16 protein-coding genes are annotated in these 22,117 nt (G+C 60.9%); 9 read left to right on the top strand and 7 right to left on the bottom strand.

Annotation, left to right across the window (positions count from 1 at the left end; translation table 11 throughout):
- Nucleotides 1-38 precede the first annotated feature (38 nt).
- From fruB to fruA, 3 genes are read left to right on the top strand one after another with little or no spacing between them, the layout of a single operon-like run.
- The gene (gene fruB / locus KW825_RS11710; RefSeq protein WP_218329305.1) at nt 39-1,139 is read left to right on the top strand and encodes a fused PTS fructose transporter subunit IIA/HPr protein; all 1,101 of its coding nucleotides are present in this window, start codon (nt 39-41) and stop codon (nt 1,137-1,139) included.
- Nucleotides 1,139-2,146 carry a 1-phosphofructokinase gene (gene pfkB / locus KW825_RS11705; protein WP_218329304.1) on the top strand — a complete coding sequence of 336 codons (1,008 nt, stop codon included), beginning with the start codon at nt 1,139-1,141 and terminating at the stop codon, nt 2,144-2,146. Before fruB ends, pfkB begins: the two co-directional genes overlap by 1 nt.
- A complete protein-coding gene (gene fruA / locus KW825_RS11700; RefSeq protein ID WP_218329303.1) occupies nt 2,143-3,879 on the top strand; it encodes a PTS fructose transporter subunit IIBC in 1,737 nt (578 codons plus the stop codon). The genes pfkB and fruA overlap by 4 nt, the downstream gene beginning before the upstream one ends.
- 102 nt (nt 3,880-3,981) lie before the next feature.
- On the opposite strand, the gene KW825_RS11695 is transcribed toward fruA, so the two are convergent.
- Complete coding sequence (locus KW825_RS11695; protein WP_218329302.1) at nt 3,982-4,992, bottom strand: LacI family DNA-binding transcriptional regulator; 1,011 nt, start codon at nt 4,990-4,992, stop codon at nt 3,982-3,984.
- Nucleotides 4,993-5,216: 224 nt separating this feature from the next.
- Here KW825_RS11695 and KW825_RS11690 point away from each other — a divergent pair, with 224 nt between their 5' ends.
- The 5 genes from KW825_RS11690 (at nt 5,217) to lamB (ending at nt 14,125) form a co-directional block, all read left to right on the top strand.
- Nucleotides 5,217-6,965: a class I mannose-6-phosphate isomerase gene (locus tag KW825_RS11690; RefSeq protein WP_256353839.1), complete on the top strand. Its 1,749-nt coding sequence runs from the start codon at nt 5,217-5,219 to the stop codon at nt 6,963-6,965.
- Between the two features lie 113 nt (nt 6,966-7,078).
- Complete coding sequence (locus KW825_RS11685; protein ID WP_218329300.1) at nt 7,079-8,782, top strand: PTS transporter subunit EIIC; 1,704 nt, start codon at nt 7,079-7,081, stop codon at nt 8,780-8,782.
- Nucleotides 8,783-8,838: 56 nt separating this feature from the next.
- Nucleotides 8,839-11,490, top strand: coding sequence for a glycoside hydrolase family 38 C-terminal domain-containing protein (locus tag KW825_RS11680; RefSeq protein ID WP_371315805.1), 2,652 nt, complete (start codon nt 8,839-8,841; stop codon nt 11,488-11,490).
- A gap of 73 nt (nt 11,491-11,563) precedes the next feature.
- Complete coding sequence (locus tag KW825_RS11675; RefSeq protein WP_218329298.1) at nt 11,564-12,769, top strand: MFS transporter; 1,206 nt, start codon at nt 11,564-11,566, stop codon at nt 12,767-12,769.
- A 75-nt stretch (nt 12,770-12,844) separates the two neighbouring features.
- Nucleotides 12,845-14,125: a maltoporin LamB gene (lamB, locus tag KW825_RS11670; protein WP_218329297.1), complete on the top strand. Its 1,281-nt coding sequence runs from the start codon at nt 12,845-12,847 to the stop codon at nt 14,123-14,125.
- A 169-nt stretch (nt 14,126-14,294) separates the two neighbouring features.
- Here the strand turns inward: lamB and KW825_RS11665 are convergent, their stop codons facing one another.
- Nucleotides 14,295-14,591: a DUF1289 domain-containing protein gene (locus KW825_RS11665; protein WP_256353838.1), complete on the bottom strand. Its 297-nt coding sequence runs from the start codon at nt 14,589-14,591 to the stop codon at nt 14,295-14,297.
- Between the two features lie 392 nt (nt 14,592-14,983).
- Between KW825_RS11665 and mltA the strand changes: the two genes are divergently transcribed.
- Entirely contained in the window at nt 14,984-16,135 is a 1,152-nt protein-coding gene (gene mltA / locus KW825_RS11660; protein WP_042652224.1) for a murein transglycosylase A, read from the top strand.
- A gap of 123 nt (nt 16,136-16,258) precedes the next feature.
- Here the strand turns inward: mltA and yfaE are convergent, their stop codons facing one another.
- The 5 genes from yfaE to ubiG form a co-directional block, all read right to left on the bottom strand.
- Nucleotides 16,259-16,564: a class I ribonucleotide reductase maintenance protein YfaE gene (gene yfaE / locus KW825_RS11655; RefSeq protein WP_218329296.1), complete on the bottom strand. Its 306-nt coding sequence runs from the start codon at nt 16,562-16,564 to the stop codon at nt 16,259-16,261.
- A complete protein-coding gene (gene nrdB / locus KW825_RS11650; protein ID WP_042652222.1) occupies nt 16,561-17,694 on the bottom strand; it encodes a class Ia ribonucleoside-diphosphate reductase subunit beta in 1,134 nt (377 codons plus the stop codon). The genes yfaE and nrdB overlap by 4 nt, the downstream gene beginning before the upstream one ends.
- A gap of 66 nt (nt 17,695-17,760) precedes the next feature.
- Nucleotides 17,761-20,025: a class 1a ribonucleoside-diphosphate reductase subunit alpha gene (gene nrdA / locus KW825_RS11645; RefSeq protein WP_218329295.1), complete on the bottom strand. Its 2,265-nt coding sequence runs from the start codon at nt 20,023-20,025 to the stop codon at nt 17,761-17,763.
- A 544-nt stretch (nt 20,026-20,569) separates the two neighbouring features.
- Nucleotides 20,570-21,253, bottom strand: coding sequence for an HAD family hydrolase (locus KW825_RS11640; protein ID WP_218329294.1), 684 nt, complete (start codon nt 21,251-21,253; stop codon nt 20,570-20,572).
- The gene (gene ubiG / locus KW825_RS11635) at nt 21,253-21,969 is read right to left on the bottom strand and encodes a bifunctional 2-polyprenyl-6-hydroxyphenol methylase/3-demethylubiquinol 3-O-methyltransferase UbiG (protein WP_042652219.1); all 717 of its coding nucleotides are present in this window, start codon (nt 21,967-21,969) and stop codon (nt 21,253-21,255) included. The genes KW825_RS11640 and ubiG overlap by 1 nt, the downstream gene beginning before the upstream one ends.
- Between the last annotated feature and the right edge of the window lie 148 nt (nt 21,970-22,117).

The raw sequence follows: 22,117 nt of genomic DNA, 5'->3' as shown, positions 1-22,117 counted from the left end.
CGCCAGCAGGCGAGGCCGGCACCTGATGGAGAATCTCTATGTTGAAGTTGGCGCAGCAGCAGATCCTGCTGGGGCAATCGGTGGCGACCAAGGCGGATGCCATCGCCCTGCTGGCAGGCAAACTGACCGAGGCCGGACTGGTGGAGGCGGGCTATGTGGACGGCATGCTGGCCCGGGAGGCGCAGCACGCCACCTACCTCGGCAGCGGCATCGCCATTCCCCATGGCACCACGGACACCCGTCATCTGGTCAAACACACCGGCGTCATGGTGGCCCAGTTCCCCCAGGGCATCGAGTGGGACCAGGGGCAGATCGCCTACGTGGCCATCGGCATCGCCGCCAAATCCGACGAGCACCTGGGGATCCTGCGTCAGCTCACCCATGTGCTGGGTGATGAGCAAGCGGCGGCGCAACTGAAAACCGCCACCGATGCCGACACCATCATCAATATCCTCACCGGCGCCGGCGCGGCGCCGGAAGTGCAGTACCTGACCCTCTCCGATTTCCCGGCCGACGATCGCGACCAGCTGCTGCTGGGGGCCGCCGCCCGTGCCAAGTCCGCCGGTTGGGGGGAGGCCGCCATGGTGACCTCCCTGCTGGCCAGCGAGCCGGCCTACCTCGGCGAGGGGATCTGGCTGGCCCGCACGCCAGCCACCCAGACCGGTTGGGTACTGGCGACCCCGAGCACGCCACTGCAGGCCGGGGAGTTGCCGGTCGGCGCCCTCTTGTTGCTCTGCGCCAGCGACGCCAGCCATCTGCCGCAGCTGGAGAATCTGGCCAGGTTGGCTGCCGCCAGCCAGCTCGCCACCCTGGCGGGCAGCGAGGGACTCGCCATGTTGCAGGCGGGCCCCGCCAGCGGCCTCAGCGAGACCTTCACCATCATCAATCCCCACGGCCTGCACGCGCGGCCGGGTGCCATGCTGGTCAAGGTGGCCAAGGAGTTCGCATCCGACATCCGGGTCGCGAATCTCGATGGCAGCGGTGAGGCGGTCTCCGCCAAGAGCCTGATGAAGGTCATCGGTCTAGGCGTCAAGTGCGGTCACCGGCTGGCGTTTCGCGCCGAAGGGGCGGATGCCGAAGCCGCTCTCAAGGGGATTGGCGAGGCCATCGCCGCCGGGCTGGGCGAGGGGGCGCACTGATGAACATCGTGACCATCACCCTCAACCCCGCGCTGGATCTCACCACCCGCCTGGAGGCCATGAGCCTCGGCGAGGTGAATCTGGTGAGCGAGGCTCACTTACGCGCCGCGGGCAAGGGGATCAACGTCGCCATGGTCTTGAAAGATCTCGGCCGTGACGTGGCGCTCACCGGCTGGCTCGGGGCGGACAACGCCCAGGCCTTCGAGGCGCTGTTTGAAGAGCGCATCCTGGCCGATCATTTCGTGCGGGTGGCGGGCAGCACCCGCATCAACGTCAAGATCGCCGAGCAGTCGGGTCGGGTCACCGATCTCAACCTGCCCGGGCTGCAGATCCACGCGGAGGCCGTGTGCCAGCTGGAGACGGCGATCGACGCGCTGTGCGCCGATGCCGACCAGGGCGCCGACTGGTTCGTGCTGGCGGGTAGCCTGCCCAAGGGGGTCGAGCCCGATTACTGCGCCCGTCTCATCGCGCTGCTCAAGGCCAGAGGCAAGCGGGTGATCTTCGATTGCAGCGGGGCGGCGCTCAGCTCAGGCCTTGGCGCCGCGCCGACCCTGGTCAAACCCAATCTGGAGGAGCTCAGCCAGTGGGCCGGGCGCCCCATCGAGACCCTGGAGGAGCAGGCCGAATGTGCCCGCGCCTTGCAGGCGCAAGGGATCCCCCATGTGGTTGTCTCCAACGGCGCAGAGGGCCTGATCTGGTTTGGTCCAGACACCAGTTGGCAGGCCATACCGCCGCGCATGCAGGTGGTCAGCACCGTCGGCGCCGGCGATTCGCTGGTCGCCGGGCTCGCCCATGGCCTCAGCCTCGGCTGGGCGCCGGAGCAGACCCTGCGACTGGCCACCGCCGTCTCGGCGCTGGCGGTGAGCCAGGTCGCGGTCGGTTTTAGTGATGTGAATGTCTTGACCCCTCTGCTTGAGCAGGTGCGTTTGCAACGTCTGGATGATGTTGCCCCCGCTCGGCACGATACCAATCCCCCTTCAATGGAAAACTCAGGAGATGCCCAATGAAAGCAATCTTGGTTACGGCCTGCCCGGCGGGCATCGCCACCAGCTTTCTCGTTGCTAAACGGATAGAACAACAGGCCAAACTGGCGGGCTGGGAGCTCAGGCTCGATGTCGGCTCCAGCGTGCAGCCGCGTCAGCAGCCCTCGTCTGACGAGATAGCCGCCGCCGACCTCATCCTGGTGGTGGCGAGCGGCCCGGTGGATCTCGCCGCCTACGACGGCAAGCGCCTCTATCAGGGCAGCATGGATCTCGCCCTGCAGGATCCGGCCGCCGTGCTGGCCGCCGCCGAGCGCGAGGCCAGCCTCTATCGTCATCAGGTTGCTGCTGTTGCAGCCAAGCCTGCGGCGAGCAAGCCTGACACGGCCAAGCGCATAGTCGCGGTCACCGCCTGTCCGACCGGGGTGGCCCACACCTTCATGTCGGCGGAAGCGCTGGAGACCATGGCCAAACAGCTGGGTCACCAGATCCGCGTCGAGACCCAGGGCTCGGTCGGTGCCCAGAATGCCCTGACGGCGGAGGAGATCGCCGCCGCCGATCTGGTGTTCCTCGCCACCGACATCGAGGTGGACATGGCCCGCTTCGATGGCAAGCCGGTCTATCACACCAGTACGGGGGCGGCGCTCAAGAAGACCCGCGCCGAGCTGGACAAGGCGTGGACTGAGGCGAAAACTTATCGCCACAGCGGCGCCGCCGCGGCCAAGAAGGAGGAGAAGGCGGGCCCCTACAAGCACCTGCTGACCGGGGTCTCCTTCATGCTGCCCATGGTGGTGGCCGGTGGCCTCATCATCGCCATCTCCTTCATCTTTGGGATCGAGGCGTTCAAGGTGGAGGGCACCCTGGCCGCCGCCCTGATGCAGATCGGCGGCGGCTCCGCCTTCGCCCTGATGATCCCGGTGCTGGCCGGCTACATCGCCTACTCCATCGCGGACAGGCCGGGCCTGGCGCCCGGCATGATCGGCGGTATGCTGGCAAGTTCCCTCGGCGCCGGTTTCCTCGGTGGCATAGTCGCCGGCTTCCTGGCCGGCTACAGCGCCAAGTACCTGAGTGACAAGGTGCGTCTGCCGGTCACTCTGGAGGCGCTCAAACCCATCCTCATCATTCCGCTGGTGGCCAGCCTGTTTACCGGCCTGGTGATGATCTACGTGGTGGGTGGCCCGGTCGCCGGCATCATGAGTGCCATGACCGAATTCCTCAACAACATGGGCTCCGCCAACGCCGTGCTGCTGGGGGTCATCATCGGTGCCATGATGTGCTTCGACATGGGGGGCCCGGTCAACAAGGCGGCCTACGCCTTCGGGGTCGGCCTGCTGGCCTCCAAGACCTATGCCCCCATGGCGGCGGTGATGGCCGCCGGGATGGTGCCGGCGCTGGGGATGGGGATCGCCACTTTCCTGGCCCGCACCAAGTTCATCAAGGCGGAGCAGGAAGCGGGCAAGGCCTCCTTCGTGCTGGGTCTGTGCTTCATCTCCGAGGGGGCCATCCCGTTCGCCGCCAAGGATCCGATGCGGGTCATCCCGGCCTGCATGGTCGGTGGCGCCCTGACCGGTGCGCTATCCATGCTGTTCGGCTGCGAGCTGGTGGCGCCCCACGGTGGCCTGTTCGTGCTCTTCATCCCGAACGCCATCAGCCACGTGTTCATGTACATCCTGGCCATCACGGCCGGCTCGCTGGTGACCGGGGTCGCCTACGCCATGCTCAAGCGCGGCGAGGCGCAGGCCAAGCTGGCGACGGCCTGATAACCCAAGAGTGAAAATAGAGAATGAACAAGGCGGCCCGCGGGCCGCCTTTTTTGTTGATGGCAGAGCAGTTCTCTGGCCAGGGTGTGGGTTTTCGGGTCGTCAGGCCTGGCTGCCGCAGGATTGGCGCACCACCAGGGTGGGCGGCAGGATCAGGCTCTTGGCGGGTTCATCGTTGCCGGCGATGCGCTCGAGCAGCAGCTCGCCGGCCTTGCGGCCAATCTCCTGGGCGGCCACCGAGACGGTGGTGAGGGCGGGCTCGACCAGCGCCGTCTCCGGAATATCGTCAAAGCCCACCAGGGCAAAGTCCCGCCCTATCATCCGTTCCCGTTTGCGCAGCGCCAGCATGGCGCCGAGTGCCACCACGTCCTGATAGCAGACCGCCGCCGTCACCTCCGGGTGTTGCTCCAGCAGGGCCGTCATGGTCTGGGTGCCCTCGTTCCGGCTGGCGCCGCAGGGGAGGATCCAGGCCTGGTTGGGGGCGATGCCGTGCTCGATCAGCTTGCTCATGTAACCCCCCAGCCGCTGGGAGCGGCTGATGGAGGAGGCCTGCCCGCCGATGAAGGCGATGTGGCGATGGCCGAGCCGCAGCAGATGCTCGGTCGCCAGCTGGCTGCCGAGGAAGTTGTCGGTGCCGACAAAGTCGAAGGCGGCATCCGGCACCTGGCGCACGACCAGTATGGTGGGGATCCGGCGCCGCAGCAGGCTGTCGAAGAAGCTGTGGGGGGTCGGCTGGGCGGCGCAGATCACCATGCCGGCGGCGTTGTTGCGCTGCAGGGAGTCCATGAACCGCTGCTGGCGCTCGGCCGATTCCTCGCTGTTGGCGAGAAACAGCATCAGATCATGGGCCTCCATCTCCCGGCTGAGGCCCACCGTCATCTCGGCATAGAAGGGGTTGGTGATGTCGTGCAGCAGCAGGCCGACCAGGTTGCTGCTCTTATTGCGCAGGTTGGCGGCGGTCTGGTTGTAGACATAGCCCAGCTCGTCGATCGCCTTGAGCACTCGCTGCCGGGTCTGCTCGGAGATCCGTCCCTTGTTGCGCAGGGTCATGGAGACGGTGGCGGTGGAGATACCAAGGTGGCGGGCGATGTCGGCTACGGTCACATTACTCATTGGGTCACTTCGTCGGTCGTGATTCGATGGCGCAGGTATATCGATTAACCCTTCGCGTGTCAAATGAAGATGCTTAATTGAGATTAACCTCTCGTTTTGATTTCATTTTGGCCGCGGCGATCGAATGCTGTGAGGTTAACCTTGTTTACCAGATAGGTTTTGTTGGTTAATCGATTTATCTTTCATCCCATCACAGCATGAGAGGTAAAGCGAAGATGAAGACGATGGGGTTGCCCAATTATGACAAGTTCCCCGAAGTGAAGGTGCAGGGGTTCGATGACGCCGCCTGTCAGGGCTGGGCGAGCGTAGCCCGGCGACTTCGCGAGGCGGTCGGCGAGAGCGGTCGGCGAGTCCTGGTGATCGACAGCTACCACGGGGTGGATCTGGCGCAGATCAAGGGCTGGCTCACCGAGTCGTTTGGCGCGCTGCATCTGATCGAGGTCGAGCAGGCCCGGCTGCCCGAACCCCAGATTTTTGCCATGTTGGAGCGTTTCATCACCGAGGATCGGGTGTTTGGGGTCCTGGCGCCGCACAAGCTGAGTGAATTCTTCGATCCCGCCAAGCTGGCGGCCCTGCAAGCCGAGGTGGCTGCGGTGCAGGAGGGGTTGATCGTGGTGCTGGGGGGCGGCGCCTCGCTGGTCTGTCAGGGGGATGTGCGGGTCTATGCGGATCTGGCGCGCTGGGAGATCCAGCAACGCCTACGGCGCAAGGAGATCGGCAACTGGGGCGTCGACAACCTGGATGAGGACATACTGCGCCGCTACAAGCGGGCCTTCTTCATCGAGTGGCGGGTGTTCGATCGCCACAAGCTGGCCCAGCTGCCCGCTATCGACTTCCTGCTCGACACCAACGACAAGGCCAACCCGGCCATGGTGGAGGGGGAGGCGCTGCGTGGCGCCCTGCACCAGGCGGCCCATCAGCCGCTGCGACTGGTTCCCTTCTTCGATCCCGGTGTCTGGGGCGGCCAGTGGATGAAAGAAGTCTGTGATCTCGATCCAGAGCAGGCCAATTACGCCTGGTGTTTTGACTGCGTACCCGAGGAAAATAGCCTCTACCTGCGCTTTGGCTCGGTCCGGGTGGAGATCCCCTCGCAAAACCTGGTACTCCGCGAGCCGCGGGCCCTGCTCGGCGAGCTGGTGCACGCCCGCTTCGGCGCCGAGTTCCCGATCCGCTTCGATTTCCTCGACACCATGGGTGGCCAGCACCTCAGCCTGCAGGTGCATCCGCTGACCGAATACATCCAGCAGGAGTTCGGCATGCACTACACCCAGGACGAGAGCTACTACCTGCTGGATGCCGCGCCCGATGCCTGCGTCTATCTGGGGACCAGGACGGGGATAGATCCGGATGAGATGCTGGGGGATCTCGCCGCCGCCGAGCGGGGCGACAAGCCCTTCGATGACCAGCGCTTCGTCAACAGCTTCCCGGCCAAGAAGCACGATCACTTCCTGATCCCGGCCGGTACGGTGCACTGCTCGGGCTCCGGCGCCATGGTGCTGGAAATCAGCGCCACCCCCTACATCTTCACCTTCAAGCTGTGGGACTGGGGACGGGTCGGACTGGATGGCATCCCGCGCCCCATCCACCTCGAGCATGGTCGCCAGGTGATCCAGTGGGATCGCGACACCGACTGGGTGGAGAAGAACCTGGTCAACCGCATCGAGCCGCTGGGGGAGGGGGCGGGTTGGCGCGAGGAGCGCACCGGTCTGCACGAGCGCGAGTTTATCGAGACCCGCCGTCACTGGTTCAGCGTGCCGGTTGAGCACCACACTCAGGGCACAGTCCAGGTGCTGAATCTGGTGGAGGGGCGCGAGGCCAAGGTGGAGAGTCCGGATCAGGCGTTCGAGCCCTTCGTGGTGCACTACGCCGAGACCTTCATCATCCCGGCCTCGGTGGGGCGCTACCGGATCCGTCCGAGCGGCGAGAGTGAAGGCCAGACCATAGCCACCATCAAGGCCTACGTCAGAGGCTGAGCCCCGGAACAGTCAATTATTCATTAAATAACAATCAGATGAGGTTATCTGCCATTCGTACCCTACATGGCAGATAACGTATTTCGTTCTCACTTAGCAAATTAGGAACAACGATGAATAAAGCTTTGTTGAGTAAACTGCAATTCTTCGCCAAGTCGATGTTATTTGCGGCTACCTTCGTGCTGCCCTTCGCAGCGATGATGATTGCTATTGGCTCCGTCGGCATGAATGAGTCCTTATTGGGCGGCATTCCGGTCATCGGCGTGGCATTTTCATTTATTGGCAAATATATGAACCTGGCCGGCTGGGTCGTGCTCGGTAATTTGCCATTCTTCTTCGCCCTCTGTGTGGCGGCGGCCTTGACCAAAGAGAAACAGGCGGGTGCGATTGTCATCGCCGGCCTGTTTTTCCTGACCTTTCATAAGATATTGGGCGAATTGTCTCTGGTCTATTTCAGCCAGTTCAAGGGACTCACCGATATTAAGTTAGTGACGGATCTGCTCTCGCCAGAGAAGAACCCGGAATATTACAACCTGTTTGAGAACGTCTTTGGCATAGTGACGATGCGCGTCGGGGTCATAGGCGCCATCATAGTCGGTGCCCTGGCCGCCCAGCTGTGGGAGAAGTACAAGGGCTTCGATCGGCTGCCCATCTGGCTGGACTTCTTCAATGGCCAGCGCTTCACCGTGTTGATGACCTTCTTCTACGCACTGATCCTGGCTCTGGTGATCCTGTTCGTGTGGCCCCTGATCGGTATCGGCCTCGAGCACATCGCCCGTGCGGTCGAACATTCGGGCTCCTTTGTCGCCCCCTTCTTCAAGACCTTCCTGGAAGTGGGACTGCGCACCATCGGCATGCACCACATCACCAACTACGTCTTCGAATATACCCCGGTGGGCGGCACCCTCTACTCCACGCTGCAGCAGGTGAACCTGATCGGCATCGCCCAGGTGTGCCCGGCTCGGCTCGACGAAATCGTCAACCTGGTCAACCAGGGCCAGCAGGCGATGGCCATGGATGTGTTCAACAAGCCCAACATGTGCAACATGTTCTATGCCCAGGACATCACCGGCCTGTTTGCCCTGCCTGGCGCCGCGCTCGGCATGTTCTTCGCTATCCCCAAGGAGAGGCGGACCAAGAAGGTACAGGCGCTCTATATCAGCACCACGGCCGCCGTCATCTTCACCGGCTTCGCCGAGCCGCTGGAATTCATGTTCGTGCTGGTCTCCCCGATCCTCTACGTGGTGCACGTGCTGCTGCTCTCGACCTTCGCCATGATCCCTGACCTGCTCAGCTCCATCATGGGGGAGCCGGTCTTCACCTGGAAGCTGTTCGGCCTGGTCAACGTGGTGGCCTCCGGTATCCTGCAGGTCGGCGTGGTACTGGGTCGCTGGTGGGAGCTGGCGCTCTGGTTTGCCGTCGGTCTCGGTATTACCGGCATCTATGCGGCGGTATTCCGTTATTGCGTGATGAAGTTTGATATCACCGTCTTTGGGCGTGAACCGGATACGGAAGCAGACGAAGAGCCGAAGAAAGAGAGCCTGCTCAGCAATATCGTCAGCAGCGATGATTCCAAATTCGCCAAGATAGTGGAGGCCCTGGGTGGGCTGGAAAATATCATCTCGGTGGGTAATTGCTTCACCCGTCTGCGGGTGGAAGTCAAGGACCACAAATTGGTCAACGGGGAAAAACGGGTCTGGATGAAATTGGGTGCCATGGACGTGGTCGTCCTCGAAGGGGGCGTGCAGGCAATATATGGTGCCAGCGTCGATAGACTCAAAACGAAGCTGGAAGATTATATCGCCGAACAGGCCTGAATATATTGCAGGAGGGGAGTCGTACTTCCCTCTTAATAACACTTATCATCGGTAATATGAAAATGAAGAAACTTGGCCACGTTGTATATCAGACCCATTGGGATAATGAATGGTATTTCACCGATCGTGAATCTCAGGTTCAACTCGTCTATCACATGCGCGAGACGATCAAGATGCTGGAGGAGGGGGCGGTGGACCACTTCCTGCTGGATGGTCAGACGGCCATCGTCGAGGATTACCTCGCCGTCTGCCCGGAGGATCGCGGCAGGCTGGAGGCGTTGATCAAGGCACAGCGGCTGTTCATCGGGCCATGGCACACCCAGACCGAGACGTTCGCCGTGAGTGGCGAGGCCATGATCAACAACCTGCGCCTCGGCATCGAATATGCGAACGCCCTGGGTGGCTCTTCCATGGTCTCCTATCTGCCGGACAGCTTCGGTCATCCGGTGGATTTCCCGCAAATCTTCAATGGCGTCGGGATCACCAAGTTCTCATTCCGTCGTGGCATGGGCGACAAGCACAAGTTGCCGACCGAATTCTTCTGGGAAGGCCCGGGGGAGAGTCGCGTCATCACCAATGTGCTGATCGATGGTTATGGCTGGTCTTATGACCCCTTCTTCAGCGGCAAGCTGCTGTCCAAGGAGCTGGCATCCGAGTGCAAGACCAATACCATGACGCCGCTCGAATTGATCGCCAACAAGTCACCCTTCGATGAATTCTTGCTGACCATGGGCAACGATCAGACGCCGATCCGGCCGGATTTCAAGGAGAAGCTGGCGCAATACAACGACGAGTCTGACGAATATCACTTCGTCGAGACGACCTTCGAGAAATACTTCGAGCGGTTGCAGGCGGTGTGCGGCGACAAGCTCCCGGTGTATTACGGCGAGTTCCTCGATACCCAATATTCCCGCGTGCACAAGTCGATCAACTCGGTGCGTTACGACATCAAGCAGCTGCAAGACAAGATAGAGCGCCTGATGACCTACAATGTGCAGCCCCTGATGGCCATGGCCGACAAGCTCGGGCTGCCCTGGGAGCAGGGGCTTGTCGACGAGATCTGGCGCCTGCTGGCCCGTGCCCAGACCCATAGCGTCTGCACCAACACCGACAGAACGAACGCCCGCATCTTCGAGCGGCTGAAGATGGCCCACGAGCTGGCCGAGAGCACCCACGTCTACCTGCTGCGCAAGCTCGCGCTGAGCTGCGAGATCCAGGCCGGCCGTTCTCCCCTGATCCTGGTCAACACCCTGCCGGAGCGCAGCGAGCTGGTCGCCAGATACCGCGTCTTCACGAAGCAGGAAGAGTTCAGCCTCTGGTATGAGGGTGAGCAGGTCGCCTACAGCATGATCGCGCAGGAGCGGGATTATGGCGGCATCTGGCGCAAGGATGAGAGCCTGCATGATCCGGCCAAATACCATTACCTCACCGAGATAGAGGTCGCGATCAGCCTGCCGGCCCTTGGCTACAAGGTGCTGGAGGTTGACGACAGCCTCGGCTCTTGCTGCCGCACCTTGCCCAGTGCGCTCAGTGGGACGGCGATCGAGAATGCCTGCTACAAGCTGGAGATGAAAGACGGCGTGCTCAACCTGACCGACAGCCGCCTCAACCAGACCTTCACCGAGATCCTCAGCTTCGAGAATGATGGGGATGCCGGCGACAACTACGATCATTGCCCGCCAGAGCAAGACTGGTGCATCGCGCTGGGTCTCGAGCAGGCCGACGTGCAGGTGGTGCGGCATGCCCAGTCCGAGGTGATGACCCTGACCGGGGAGTGGCGTGTGCCCGATGGCCTCGAGAGCCGGGCGAAGGGATGCGCCGAGCAGGTGCTGCCCTTCGTGCTCGAGTTGGCGCTGAAGCAGGATGCCGATCTCATCGAGCTGACCCTCTCGGTCGACAACAGGAGCAAGAATCATCGCCTGCGCCTGCTGGTCAACAGCCAGATTGCGAGTCGCTTCTCCCGCGCGGGGACGCCCTTCTTCGAGGTGGCCCGTGACACTCAGCCCGCGGAATTGGCCGACTGGCGCGAGAAGGGCTTCGTCGAGGAGCCGACCACCACTGAGCCCTTGCTGAACCATGTCTCCCTGATCGGGGACGCGCATTATGCATCTGTGTTCACCCAGGGTTGCAAGGAGTATCAGGTGGTCGGCGCCGACTTCGATCGTCTGGCGATTACCCTGTTCCGCAGTTGTGGCCACTTCGGTCTGCCGGACTTGTCGCGCCGCCCCGGCCGCGCCAGTGGCTTGGCAGAAAAGATCATCGCCACCCCGGATAGCCAGCTGCTGAAACCGCTGACATTCCATTTGGCGCTGCACATGGGTGAGCGCTATCAGGCCAATCAGATCCGGCGCCGCTATGTCAATTTCGCCAAGTTGAATGGTTATTATCATGAGCAGTCGCTGTCGCGTACCGGCGAATTCAATATCAGCTACTTCCACACCAATCCATTGGATTTCAAGGTGCCCAATCAATTCAGCCTGGGTGAACTGATGGGGACGGAAGCGGTATTCAGTACCCTGCTGAAAAATAGAGAGGGCGGTTATTTACTGCGCCTGTATAACAGCGAAGACGGTGTCATCCAGGTGGGGGAACTGCGCTCCGATATCGGCATGATGGTGGTATCCTCCGCCAATTTGCTGGGGCGGACCACAACTGATAATATCGTCACGCTGAAGTCAGGCCAGCTTAATAGCTATGTGATCAGCTAATAATAGGGAGAGGAGGCCAAGCCTCCTCTCCCTAACGTGCTCCACTCATTTTATATTCTGATCCGAAGACAACATGCAAAACAAAACCAGCAAGGTTGCACCGCTGTTCATATTGAATGCCACATTCTTTATCTGGGGTGTGATAACGGCTCTGACATCCGTATCGGTCCCCTATATCAAGGAGCATTATTCATTAACCAATACCAGCTCCAGTTTTATTTCATTGATATTTTTTTGTGCCCCCTTTTTAGCCTCGATCCCTATGGGGTGGGTCATGACGGCATTTGGCTATAGGAAGGCACTCAAGAGTTCTTATTGGCTGGCGATCCTGGGCTGCGGGATCATCACGCTCGCCTATCAGAGCCACAGTTTCGGTCTGCTCTGTGTCGGAGTCCTGTTTATTGCGCTGGCCGTTGCGGCCATGCAGGTGGTGGCAAATCCTTATCTCGCCGCGCTGGGCTCCGCTGCCTCGGTGCCCGGCAGATTGAGTCTCGCCTCCTCCATCAACTCCTTCGGCACCGTAGTGGCACCCTTGTCGGCCGCCTTTATCCTGGGTGGCTTCTACCAGTTCTCTGTGCAGGAGCAGAGTGCCAGGCTGACGCTCATCTATGGGGTACTGCTGCTGTTCATCCTCGGCTTGATCCTGCTGAGCCGGCTGACACGGCTGCCCGATGTCGAGATCAGCGGGGAGGATAAGTCTGATTTTGCGGAGAATATCAGGGCACTCTTCGGCAACAAGTTCTTCTCCCTGAGTGCGCTTGCCATCTTTTGTTACGTCGGCGCCGAAGTGGCGGTGGCGGTCAACACCGTCATCTATCTGACGGAGCCGAGCCTGGGCAATCTGTCGATAAAAGAGGCCGCCGCCTTGATCTCCCTGTACTGGGCCGGCGCCATGATCGGCCGCCTGCTGTATGGCTGCGTGGCGAGCCGGGTCAATCTGACCTATTTGATGGTGGTTTGCACCAGTATTCCAGCGAGCCTTATTTTGATGAGCATGCTGTTGTCCAATCAATATAGCGGTTATTTATTGCTGCTGATCGGTTTGACCAATTCAGTGATCTATCCGGTCATCTACTCATTGGTTATCAATAATATTCCAAAACGGCTGATCCCTATCGCCTCGGCGGTATTGATCATGGCCGGCCTGGGCGGTGCCGTTATTCCCTCCATTCAGGCGCTGCTGTCTGATATGTCGGGGGTTATTTATGGCTTCGCCATCCCCATGCTGAGTTATCTCTATCTGTTTATTTACACGGTTAAACAACGACATCATTTTTGAGCCGCCTTTGGCTTTTTAATAAGTAAGAGTAATACACCATTCGGATTGACTTTTTATCATAAGAAGGATGTACCTATGCGCGTTAAAAAATTAAAGGTGGCGACCGCCGTCGCCGCCTGCATGATCTCTTCCTCTGTGTTGGCGATAGACTTTCATGGCTATCTTCGTTCTGGTCTTGGCACCTCAGATAATGGTGATATGCAGACCATGAATAAACAGCGGGTAGGGCGTCTTGGTAATGAGGCGGATACCTATGCCGAAATGAGCCTGGGTCAGGAAGTATATAATCAGGATAATAAAACCTTCGCCTTCGATACCATGCTGACCATGTCATCGGGGCAGGAGCGTGACTGGGAGGCGGCCACCGACGAGGAGGCCGAGTTTGCGCTGCGCCAGGCCAATGTGAAGGCGACGAATCTGTTTGGCCGGAACGAAACGCTCTGGGCCGGTAAACGTTACTATCAGATCCACGATGTGCACCTCACCGATTTCGCGTACTGGGACATTTCCGGCGCAGGGGTCGGGGTGGAGCAGATCGATCTGGGCCCCGGCAAACTCTCCCTCGCCATCATCCGCAATGATCCCTGGGACGAGGTGGACAGCGATGGGGATGACGAGGGCGACGAGCACGTCAATGTGAATACCTTCGATATCCGTTATGCCGGCATTCCGGTGTGGCAGGATGCCACGCTGGAGATGGGGTATAACTTCGCCCACGTGAATGCCTCCGACAGCCAGAAAGAGAGCCTCGATGAGGTTGCCAATGGGCAGATGCTCACGGCGCAGGTGGTATGGAATGTGATGGGCGGGGTGAACAAGACGGCGGTGCAGTACTTCAGCGATGGGCTGACCGGCCAGGCAACCAACTACGGCAACGGCAGCGGCAGTGGGCTGGAGATGAGCTCCGGCGGGGGCAACGGTTTCCGGGTGCTGAACCATGGCGCCATCAAGCTGGGCGGTGGTTTCGAGCTGGGTCATCAGATCGTCTACGCGAAGGCCAATGACCTCAGCGACTTCAATAACGACAGCCGCGTCACCACCGAATACGATGAGAAGGAGGTGTTCTCCACCGTCATTCGGCCCTCCTATAGCTGGAACCAGCACATGAAGACCTACCTCGAGCTCGGCTACTTCAAGGACAGCTGGGTAGAGAAGGGCCGTCAGCGTGAGGAGGAGGATGGCTCCAAGATCACGCTGTCCCAGGCCTGGGCTCCCAGCAACGACTGGTGGGCTCGCCCTGAGATCCGGGTCTTCGCCAGCTATCTGCAGCAGGATGATGAATTCCGCCCGGATGCCGCTGGTGAGGCGCAGGACGACACCTGGACCATAGGTGCTCAGGCCGAAGTCTGGTGGTGATAAGGGGAATAACGCCATCCTGAGCTGATTGAAAGGACGATGACGATATTGTGGCGGCCACTCTGCGTGAGCCGCCACGGTGTTTTTGAGGGCCATGGAGAGTCGAAGCTATGCTCTGCGATCCGGCTGGATGGTAGCGGGTAGATAATGTTGATGTGGCACCCAACCGTCACCTAGGTGGAATGAGAGGGCCCTGTTCGTCCTGATCGGGAAGGAGCGTCAGCTCCGCCTGTCCTCCCTGTGGCTCGGCCTCTGCGGCTTCCCGCGCCTTGCGCCGCGCCGCCTCGACCCTGGCCTTGCGACCCCGACACAGCCGCATCACCTCCTGCTGCTCGGCATGGGTCATGACAAGCCAGTTGAAACGCTCCTCCCGATTGCGCAGGCAGCCCTTGCAGTAGCCCTTGTTGTTCACTTCGCACACCCCGATACAGGGGCTCTGCAGCGGGAAGATCTCGAGCTGTTCCATCCATGACCTCTCACATCTTGTCCCCTTGTTATAACCCAGATGATCGGCCTTTGGAAAATCCCGGCGGCCAGGGGAGGGCGGCCCGGCTTGCCGGTGACGATCGGACCCTGCAGGTCTGCACCCCGTGCGCTTTCTCGCCTGATCACCAGAGCCATGGCCGGGTCGCAGATGTCGTGGCAGGGGCCTAGCGATGAATACACAGGATCTTTCAATTTAAGGGGCCAAGAGGCCCTTTGTTTTTGTATGATATCGCCGCCTGCATTGGCGCCGCGGCCATGGCCGCGCGGCCCGTGCGGGCGAACAGGCGGATCCGATGTGGCATCCGTTGCTGCCTTTGATTGAATTCATCACCATTTTCATGGTGTTAGCGTTTTTCGGTTAGATGAGGACATATGAAAAAACACGCGTACTGGCTGACCGCCGCTGTGGTCGGATTGGCCGGTTGTGCGGGCAACCCTGACCCTGCCAAGGTGCCCCAGAAGAAGACCGAAGCCAGATGCTTTCTGAACTGCGAGGTGCCGGAGAATCTGGGCAAGCAGTATCTGGACGGTACCCTGCCAGCCGATCTGGTGCGGGTCGAACGCATCAACAGCCGACAGGCGTCGGATTTCAGCAAGTTCGGCCCCCAGAGCCGGCTGGTGCTGGAGCGCTCCGGCAAGATGACCCGCCGTTATGGCGAGCTCTATCGTCAGCTCTCCCGTTGGGTCGCCAAGGGCGGCAATCCGGCCCAGATCGGCCAGTACGGCATCAGCCTGGCCCAGCTGGGCGGCGCCGATCGCATGGGTAACGTGCTGTTCACCGGCTACTACTCACCGGTGCTGGAGGTGCGTCATCGCCCGGATGGCCAGTACAAGTACCCCATCTATGCCATGCCGAACTGTGCCGGCCGCTGTCCGAGCCGGGCCCAGATCCATAAGGGGGCGCTGGCCAACCGCGGGCTGGAGCTGGGGTACAGCAAATCCCTTATCGACAACTTCCTGATGGACGTGCAGGGCTCCGGCTTCGTCCACTACGGGGATGACGACAGGCTGCAATACCTAGGCTACAGCGGCAAGAATGGCCACGGCTACGTGAGCATCGGCCGGGTGCTGATCGACAGGGGCGAGGTGCCCAAGGCGCAGATGTCCATGAAGGCTATCAAGGAGTGGGCCAACAGCCAGCCGGAGGCGAACGTCAAGGAGCTGGTGGAGCAGAATCCCTCCTACGTCTTCTTCGAACGTCGTCCCACCAACGACGTGATCGGGGCGGCTGGCATCCCGCTGTTGCCGCTGGCGGCGGTGGCGGCTGACAAGACCCTGTTGCCGATGGGCACCCCCATCCTGGCGGAGGTGCCGCTGCTCGACAAGGCGGGCAACTGGACCGGCAAGCACCAGCTGCGCCTGCTGATCGCGCTGGATGTGGGCGGTGCGGTGAAGAAGGGGCATCTGGATCTCTACCACGGCATGGGCGAGAAGGCTGGCGTGGCCGCGGGTCACTACAAGCACTTTGGCCGGGTCTGGAAGCTGGGCCTGCACCAGGGGCCGACTGCCGCGCCCTGGCTTTGAATGAGCGACGGCTCCGCGTCATCCCGACGCGGAGCCGTGTGCGAGATAGCAAAAAGCCGCCGGAGCGATCCGGCGGCTTTTTTTATGGGGCGTCAGGGGCCGATCTTGCCGATCGGCGCCGAGTCACGTCTTCCGGATATCCAGCCGGATGGCCCCCAGCGGTTGGCAGCAGCAGGGCAGGCACTCGCCCTGGGAGACAAATGCCAGCGGCGTATTGGGGTAGTGCACTGTGCCTGCCAGCAGCGGGGTGCGGCAGGCGCCGCAATAGCCACTGCGGCACTGAAATTCCAGCCGATGGCCGTGGCGCTCCAGGGTTTCCAACAGGCTCTCGCCGGGCTGGGCGAGCAGGGCGCCGTCGCGGGTATGCACCAGAGCGGCCGCCGAGGTGGCCTGCTCCGGTGCATGTTGCGGCGCCAGCGTATCACTCACAGTTCGAAGTCACCGAGATCGTCGGCATGTACTTCGCTGTCGATCTGGCCGACCAGGTAGGAGCTCACTTCCACCTCCTGCGGGGCCACCTGCACGTTGTCAGACGACAGCCAGGTGTTGATCCAGGGGATCGGGTTTTGCTTGGCGCCAATGAAGGCTGGCTGCAGGCCGACCGCCGCCATGCGCAGGTTGGTGATGTACTCCACGTACTGGCAGAGGATGTCCTTGTTCAGGCCGATCATGGAGCCGTCCTGGAACAGGTACTCGGCCCACTCCTTCTCCTGAATGGCGGCTTCCTTGAAGATATCGAAGCAGGCCTGCTCGCACTCGGCGGCGATCTCCGCCATCTCGGGATCGTCCAGGCCGTTGCGCATCAGGTTCAGCATATGCTGGGTGCCGGTCAGGTGCAGCGCCTCGTCGCGGGCGATCATCTTGATGATCTTGGCGTTGCCTTCCATCAGCTCGCGCTCGGCGAAGGCGAAGGAGCAGGCGAAGCTGACGTAGAAGCGGATCGCCTCCAGGGCGTTGACGCTCATCAGGCAGAGGTAGAGCTTCTTCTTCAACCCACGCAAGGTGATGGTCAGCTCGCGCTCGCCCACCCTGTGGGTGCCTTCGCCGTGCAGATGGTAGAGCGCGGTCGCCTCGATCAGATCGTCGTAGTAGTGGCTGATGGAGCCGGCACGCTTCAAGATCTGCTCGTTGGTGATGATGTCGTCGAACACCTGCCCCGGGTTGTTGACGATGTTGCGGATGATGTGGGTGTAGGAGCGAGAGTGGATAGTCTCGGAAAAGGCCCAGGTCTCGATCCAGGTCTCCAGCTCCGGGATGGAGACCAGCGGCAGCAGCGCCACGTTCGGGCTGCGACCCTGGATGGAATCCAGCAGGGTCTGGTACTTCAGGTTGGAGATGAAGATGTGCTGCTCATGGGGCGGCAGCGCCTGGTAGTCGATGCGATCGTGGGAGACGTCCACCTCTTCCGGGCGCCAGAAGAAGGAGAGTTGCTTCTCGATCAATCGCTCGAAGATGTCGTGCTTCTGCTGATCGTAGCGGGCCACGTTGACCGATTGGCCAAAAAACATCGGCTCTTTGAGCTGGTCGTTCTGGGTTTGGCAGAAAGTTGAATAGGCCATGGTGATTTGAATGTCTTGAATGAGAGGAAACAGGAGGGCGGGAGCTTGTCGCTCCCGCCCGGTTCATCAGATCTTGCAGGCCCCACCGGCGCAGTCATCCTGCATGTCGGTCTGGGCATCGTCCGCACCATCACGGGTGTTGTGATAGTACAGGGTCTTGAGGCCGTATTTGTAGGCGGTCAGCAGATCCTTGAGCAGCTGCTTCATCGGTACCTTGTTGCCTTCGAAGCGGGCGGGATCATAGTTGGTGTTGGCGGAGATCGCCTGATCCACGAACTTCTGCATGACACCGACCAGTTGCAGGTAGCCATCGACGCTCGGCTGCTTCCACAGCAGTTCGTACTGGTCTTTCAGGCGATGGTACTCGGGCACCACCTGCTTGAGGATGCCGTCCTTGGAGGCCTTGACCGAGACCAGGCCGCGCGGCGGCTCTATGCCGTTGGTGGCGTTGGAGATCTGGCTGGAGGTCTCGCTCGGCATCAGGGCGGTCAGGGTTGAGTTGCGCAGACCCACGGTCTTGATCTCTTCGCGCAAGGTTTCCCAGTCCAGGCGCAGCGGCTCGTTGCACAGGGCGTCCAGATCCTTTTTATAGGTATCGATGGGCAGGATCCCCTGGGCGTAAGTGGTCTCATTAAAGGCCGGGCAAGGGCCGAACTCGCGCGCCAGTTGCACCGAGGCCTTCAGCAGATAGTACTGGATCGCCTCGAAGGTGCGGTGGGTCAGCGCCAGGCCGGAGCCGTCGGAGTAGCGGGCACCGTTCTTGGCCAGGTAGTAGGCGTAGTTGATGACGCCTATCCCCAGGGTGCGACGGTTCATGCTGCCCTTCTGGGCGGCCTTGAGCGGGTAGTCCTGATAGTCGAGCAGGGCATCCAGGGCGCGCACGGCCAGATCCGCCATCTCTTCCAGATCTTCCAGCTTCTCGATGGCGCCGAGGTTGAAGGCAGACAGGGTGCACAGGGCGATCTCGCCCTCTTCGTCATCCACGTTGTTAAGCGGCTTGGTGGGCAGCGCGATCTCCAGGCAGAGGTTGGACTGACGCACCGGCGCCACGCTCGGATCGAACGGGCTGTGGGTGTTGCAGTGATCCACGTTCTGGATGTAGATGCGACCGGTGCCGGCGCGCTCCTGCATCATCAGGGAGAACAAGTCCACCGCCTTGATGGTCTTCTTGCGAATGGCCGGATCTTGCTCGTACTTGACGTAGAGCTGCTCGAACTTGTCCTGATCCGCGAAGAAGGCGTCATACAGGCCGGGGGCGTCGGAGGGGGAGAACAGGGTGATGTCACCGCCCTTGATCAGGCGCTGGTACATCAGCTTGTTGATCTGCACGCCGTAGTCCATGTGACGGACCCGGTTCTCTTCCACGCCGCGGTTGTTTTTGAGTACCAGCAGGCTTTCCACTTCGGTGTGCCACAGCGGGTAGAAGAGGGTAGCCGCACCGCCGCGCACGCCGCCCTGGGAGCAGCACTTGACCGCGGTCTGGAAGTATTTGTAGAAGGGGATGCAGCCGGTGTGGAAGGCCTCACCGCCACGGATGGGGCTGCCCAGACCGCGGATGCGGCCGGCGTTGATGCCGATGCCGGCGCGCTGGGAGACGTAACGCACTATGGCGCTGGCGGTGGCGTTGATGGAATCCAGGCTGTCATCACACTCGATCAGCACGCAGGAGCTGAACTGACGGGTCGGGGTGCGCACGCCGCTCATGATGGGGGTCGGCAGGGAGATCTTGAAGGTCGACACCGCATCGTAGAAGCGCTTGATGTAGTCCAGGCGGGTTTCTTTCGGGTACTTGGAGAACAGGCAGGCGGCCACCAGGATGTAGAGGAACTGCGGGCTCTCGTAGATCTCGCCGGTGACGCGGTTCTGCACCAGGTACTTGCCTTCCAGCTGCTTGACGGCGGCGTAGGAGAAGTCCATGTCGCGCCAGTGATCCAGGTGCTCGTTCAGCTCCTCGAATTCGGCCTGGCTATAGTCGGTCAGCAGGTGCTTGTCGTACTTGCCCATGTCTACCAGTTTGGCGACGTGCTGATAGAGGTGGGGCGGCTCGAACTGGCCGTAGGCCTTCTTGCGCAGGTGGAAGATGGCCAGACGGGCGGCCATGTACTGGTAATCCGGGCTCTGTTCGGAAATCAGGTCGGCGGCAGCCTTGATGACGGTTTCGTGGATGTCGGCGGTACGGATACCGTCATAGAACTGGATGTGCGACTTGAGTTCCACCTGAGAGACAGACACGTTGTCGAGCTTCTCGGCGGCCCAGTCCAGTACGCGGTGAATTTTATCCAGATCGATGGGTTCTTTGTGGCCGTTACGCTTCGTCACAAACAAGTTCATTGGCTGATGACCTTTAGTTGATTCCCGAAAAACCATCGCGCCACGTCCTCACCAGGCCGTTTTCGGCAACAGGAGTAGGGGTGTTTGGCGCGATGAATCACAAGATATAGTGTTATTTTGATTTCGAACTACAAGATAGTGAGGTCATCCCCGTATTGCAACGTGTGGATAACCCGATAGCTGTGGATAAATTGTGAGTCTTATCGCCTCTGTTAGTGACTGCTCACAGTGAGTGGGTTTTCATGCGTCCGATCCGCTAAATGCAAGTCTGATGATCGAAGATGGAAAATTTAAATAACTTTTTTCGCTTGCGAAAAGAGGGCGTTTTTACTAGCGATTTGCAGCTGGCTATCCCTTGTGCAGCAAGGGTCAAAAGGTGTCCGATCCCGTCAGGAGCGGCGTTGCCAAAGGCAAAAAAGTGGGGGCTAATTCGGCTCCCCTCATTGTTTCTGTCGACGGACCCGACCCAGTGATTTGAGAATCGAATGGACCCCTTTTCGTGGAAAGCTGCCTGTGACATCCATCAAAGGCAGCTAGGCAGGCACTAGGTCAGCTCGTAGCGCAGCCAGTGGTGCAGCGCCTGCACGGTATCGAACTGCAGATCCGCGCCCCAGTCGGCGGGATCCTCGTCGTCATGCAGATAACCCCAGCCCGCCACCGCGGTGCGCATGCCGGCATTGCGTCCCGCCTCGATGTCCCGCACATGATCCCCCACGTAGAGGCACTGGCTTGCCTCGACCCCGAGCCGCTCACAGGCATAGAACATGGGGGCGGGATCGGGCTTGCGCACCGGCAGGGTGTCGGCGCTGACCGTCACCCCGCAGCTGGCCAGCGCGGGCAGGGCGGCCAGCAACGGCTCGGTGAGAAAGCCCGGCTTGTTGGTGACTATGCCCCAGGGCATCTGTTGCTCGTCGAGCCACTCGATGAGATCGAGCATCCCCTCGTAGGGGCGGGTGCCGACACAGAGGTTGGCCGCGTAGTAGTCGAGCAGGGCGGTGCGCAGACGCTGGCTGCCGAGCTCCTCCAGCAGCTCGTCGCCAAGGCCCGCCCTGAGCAGCCCCAGGGCGCCGTGGGAGGTGGTCTGGCGAATGATGTCATCGCCGAGTGGTGCGAAGCCTTCGCTCACCAGCACGTGATTGACGGCGGCGCCGAGATCCGGGGCCGTGTCGAGCAGGGTACCGTCCAGGTCGAACAGCACGCAGCGCAGCGGCGTCTGGTTAGCGCTCATCAGCCTTGCTCCGGGCGCACGAAGGCCACCATGTAGTTGACGTCGACGTTGGCCCCGAGTTTGAAGCGGTTGGAGAGCGGCGCGTAGTGCACCCCGCTCATGTCGCGCACCAGCAGGCCCGCGGCTTCCCCCATGCGACAGAGTTCGGCGGGGGTGATGAACTTCTTGTGATCATGGGTACCCTTCGGCACCATTTTCAGCAGGTGTTCGGCGCCGAGGATCATCATCAGATAGGCCTTGGGGTTGCGGTTGATGGTGGAGACGAACACCCGTCCACCCGGCTTGACCAGGCTGGCGATGGCGCGCAGCACCGAGGCCGGATCCGGCACGTGCTCCAGCATCTCCATGCAGGTGACCACGTCGTACTGGCCGGGTGCCTCATCGGCGTGCTGCTCGGCGGTCATCTGCCGATATGCGAGCTCGACCCCCTGTTCGAGGGCGTGGAGGCGGGCGACGCCGAGTGGCTCCTTGCCCATGTCGATGCCGGTTACCCTGGCACCGCGGCGCGCCATGCTCTCGGAGAGGATGCCGCCACCGCAGCCGATATCGAGCACCTGTTTGCCGAACAGGCCGTCGCTCTTGTCGGTGATCCAGTCAAGGCGCACCGGGTTGATTTGATGCAGTGGCTTGAATTCGCCCTCCATGTCCCACCAGCGGGAGGCAATGGCTTCAAATTTGGCGATTTCGGTCAGATCGACATTGGCATCACTATTCATTTTCGTGGATCCTGTGGCAGGGCGCGCAACTAGCGTGACAGGCGCGCAATCTATTGTCCTGGCGGGCATTATAACGGACGGACTTTGTCAGACCAGCCCGATTTCCGGCTTAAGGTATTTCGCGTCCTGTGTTACTATGTCGCGCTGT

Origin of the sequence: Aeromonas sp. sif2433 (assembly GCF_019218705.1) — a bacterium.
Lineage (GTDB): Bacteria > Pseudomonadota > Gammaproteobacteria > Enterobacterales > Aeromonadaceae > Aeromonas > Aeromonas encheleia.
This window is presented reverse-complemented; position numbering and strand designations above follow the sequence as displayed.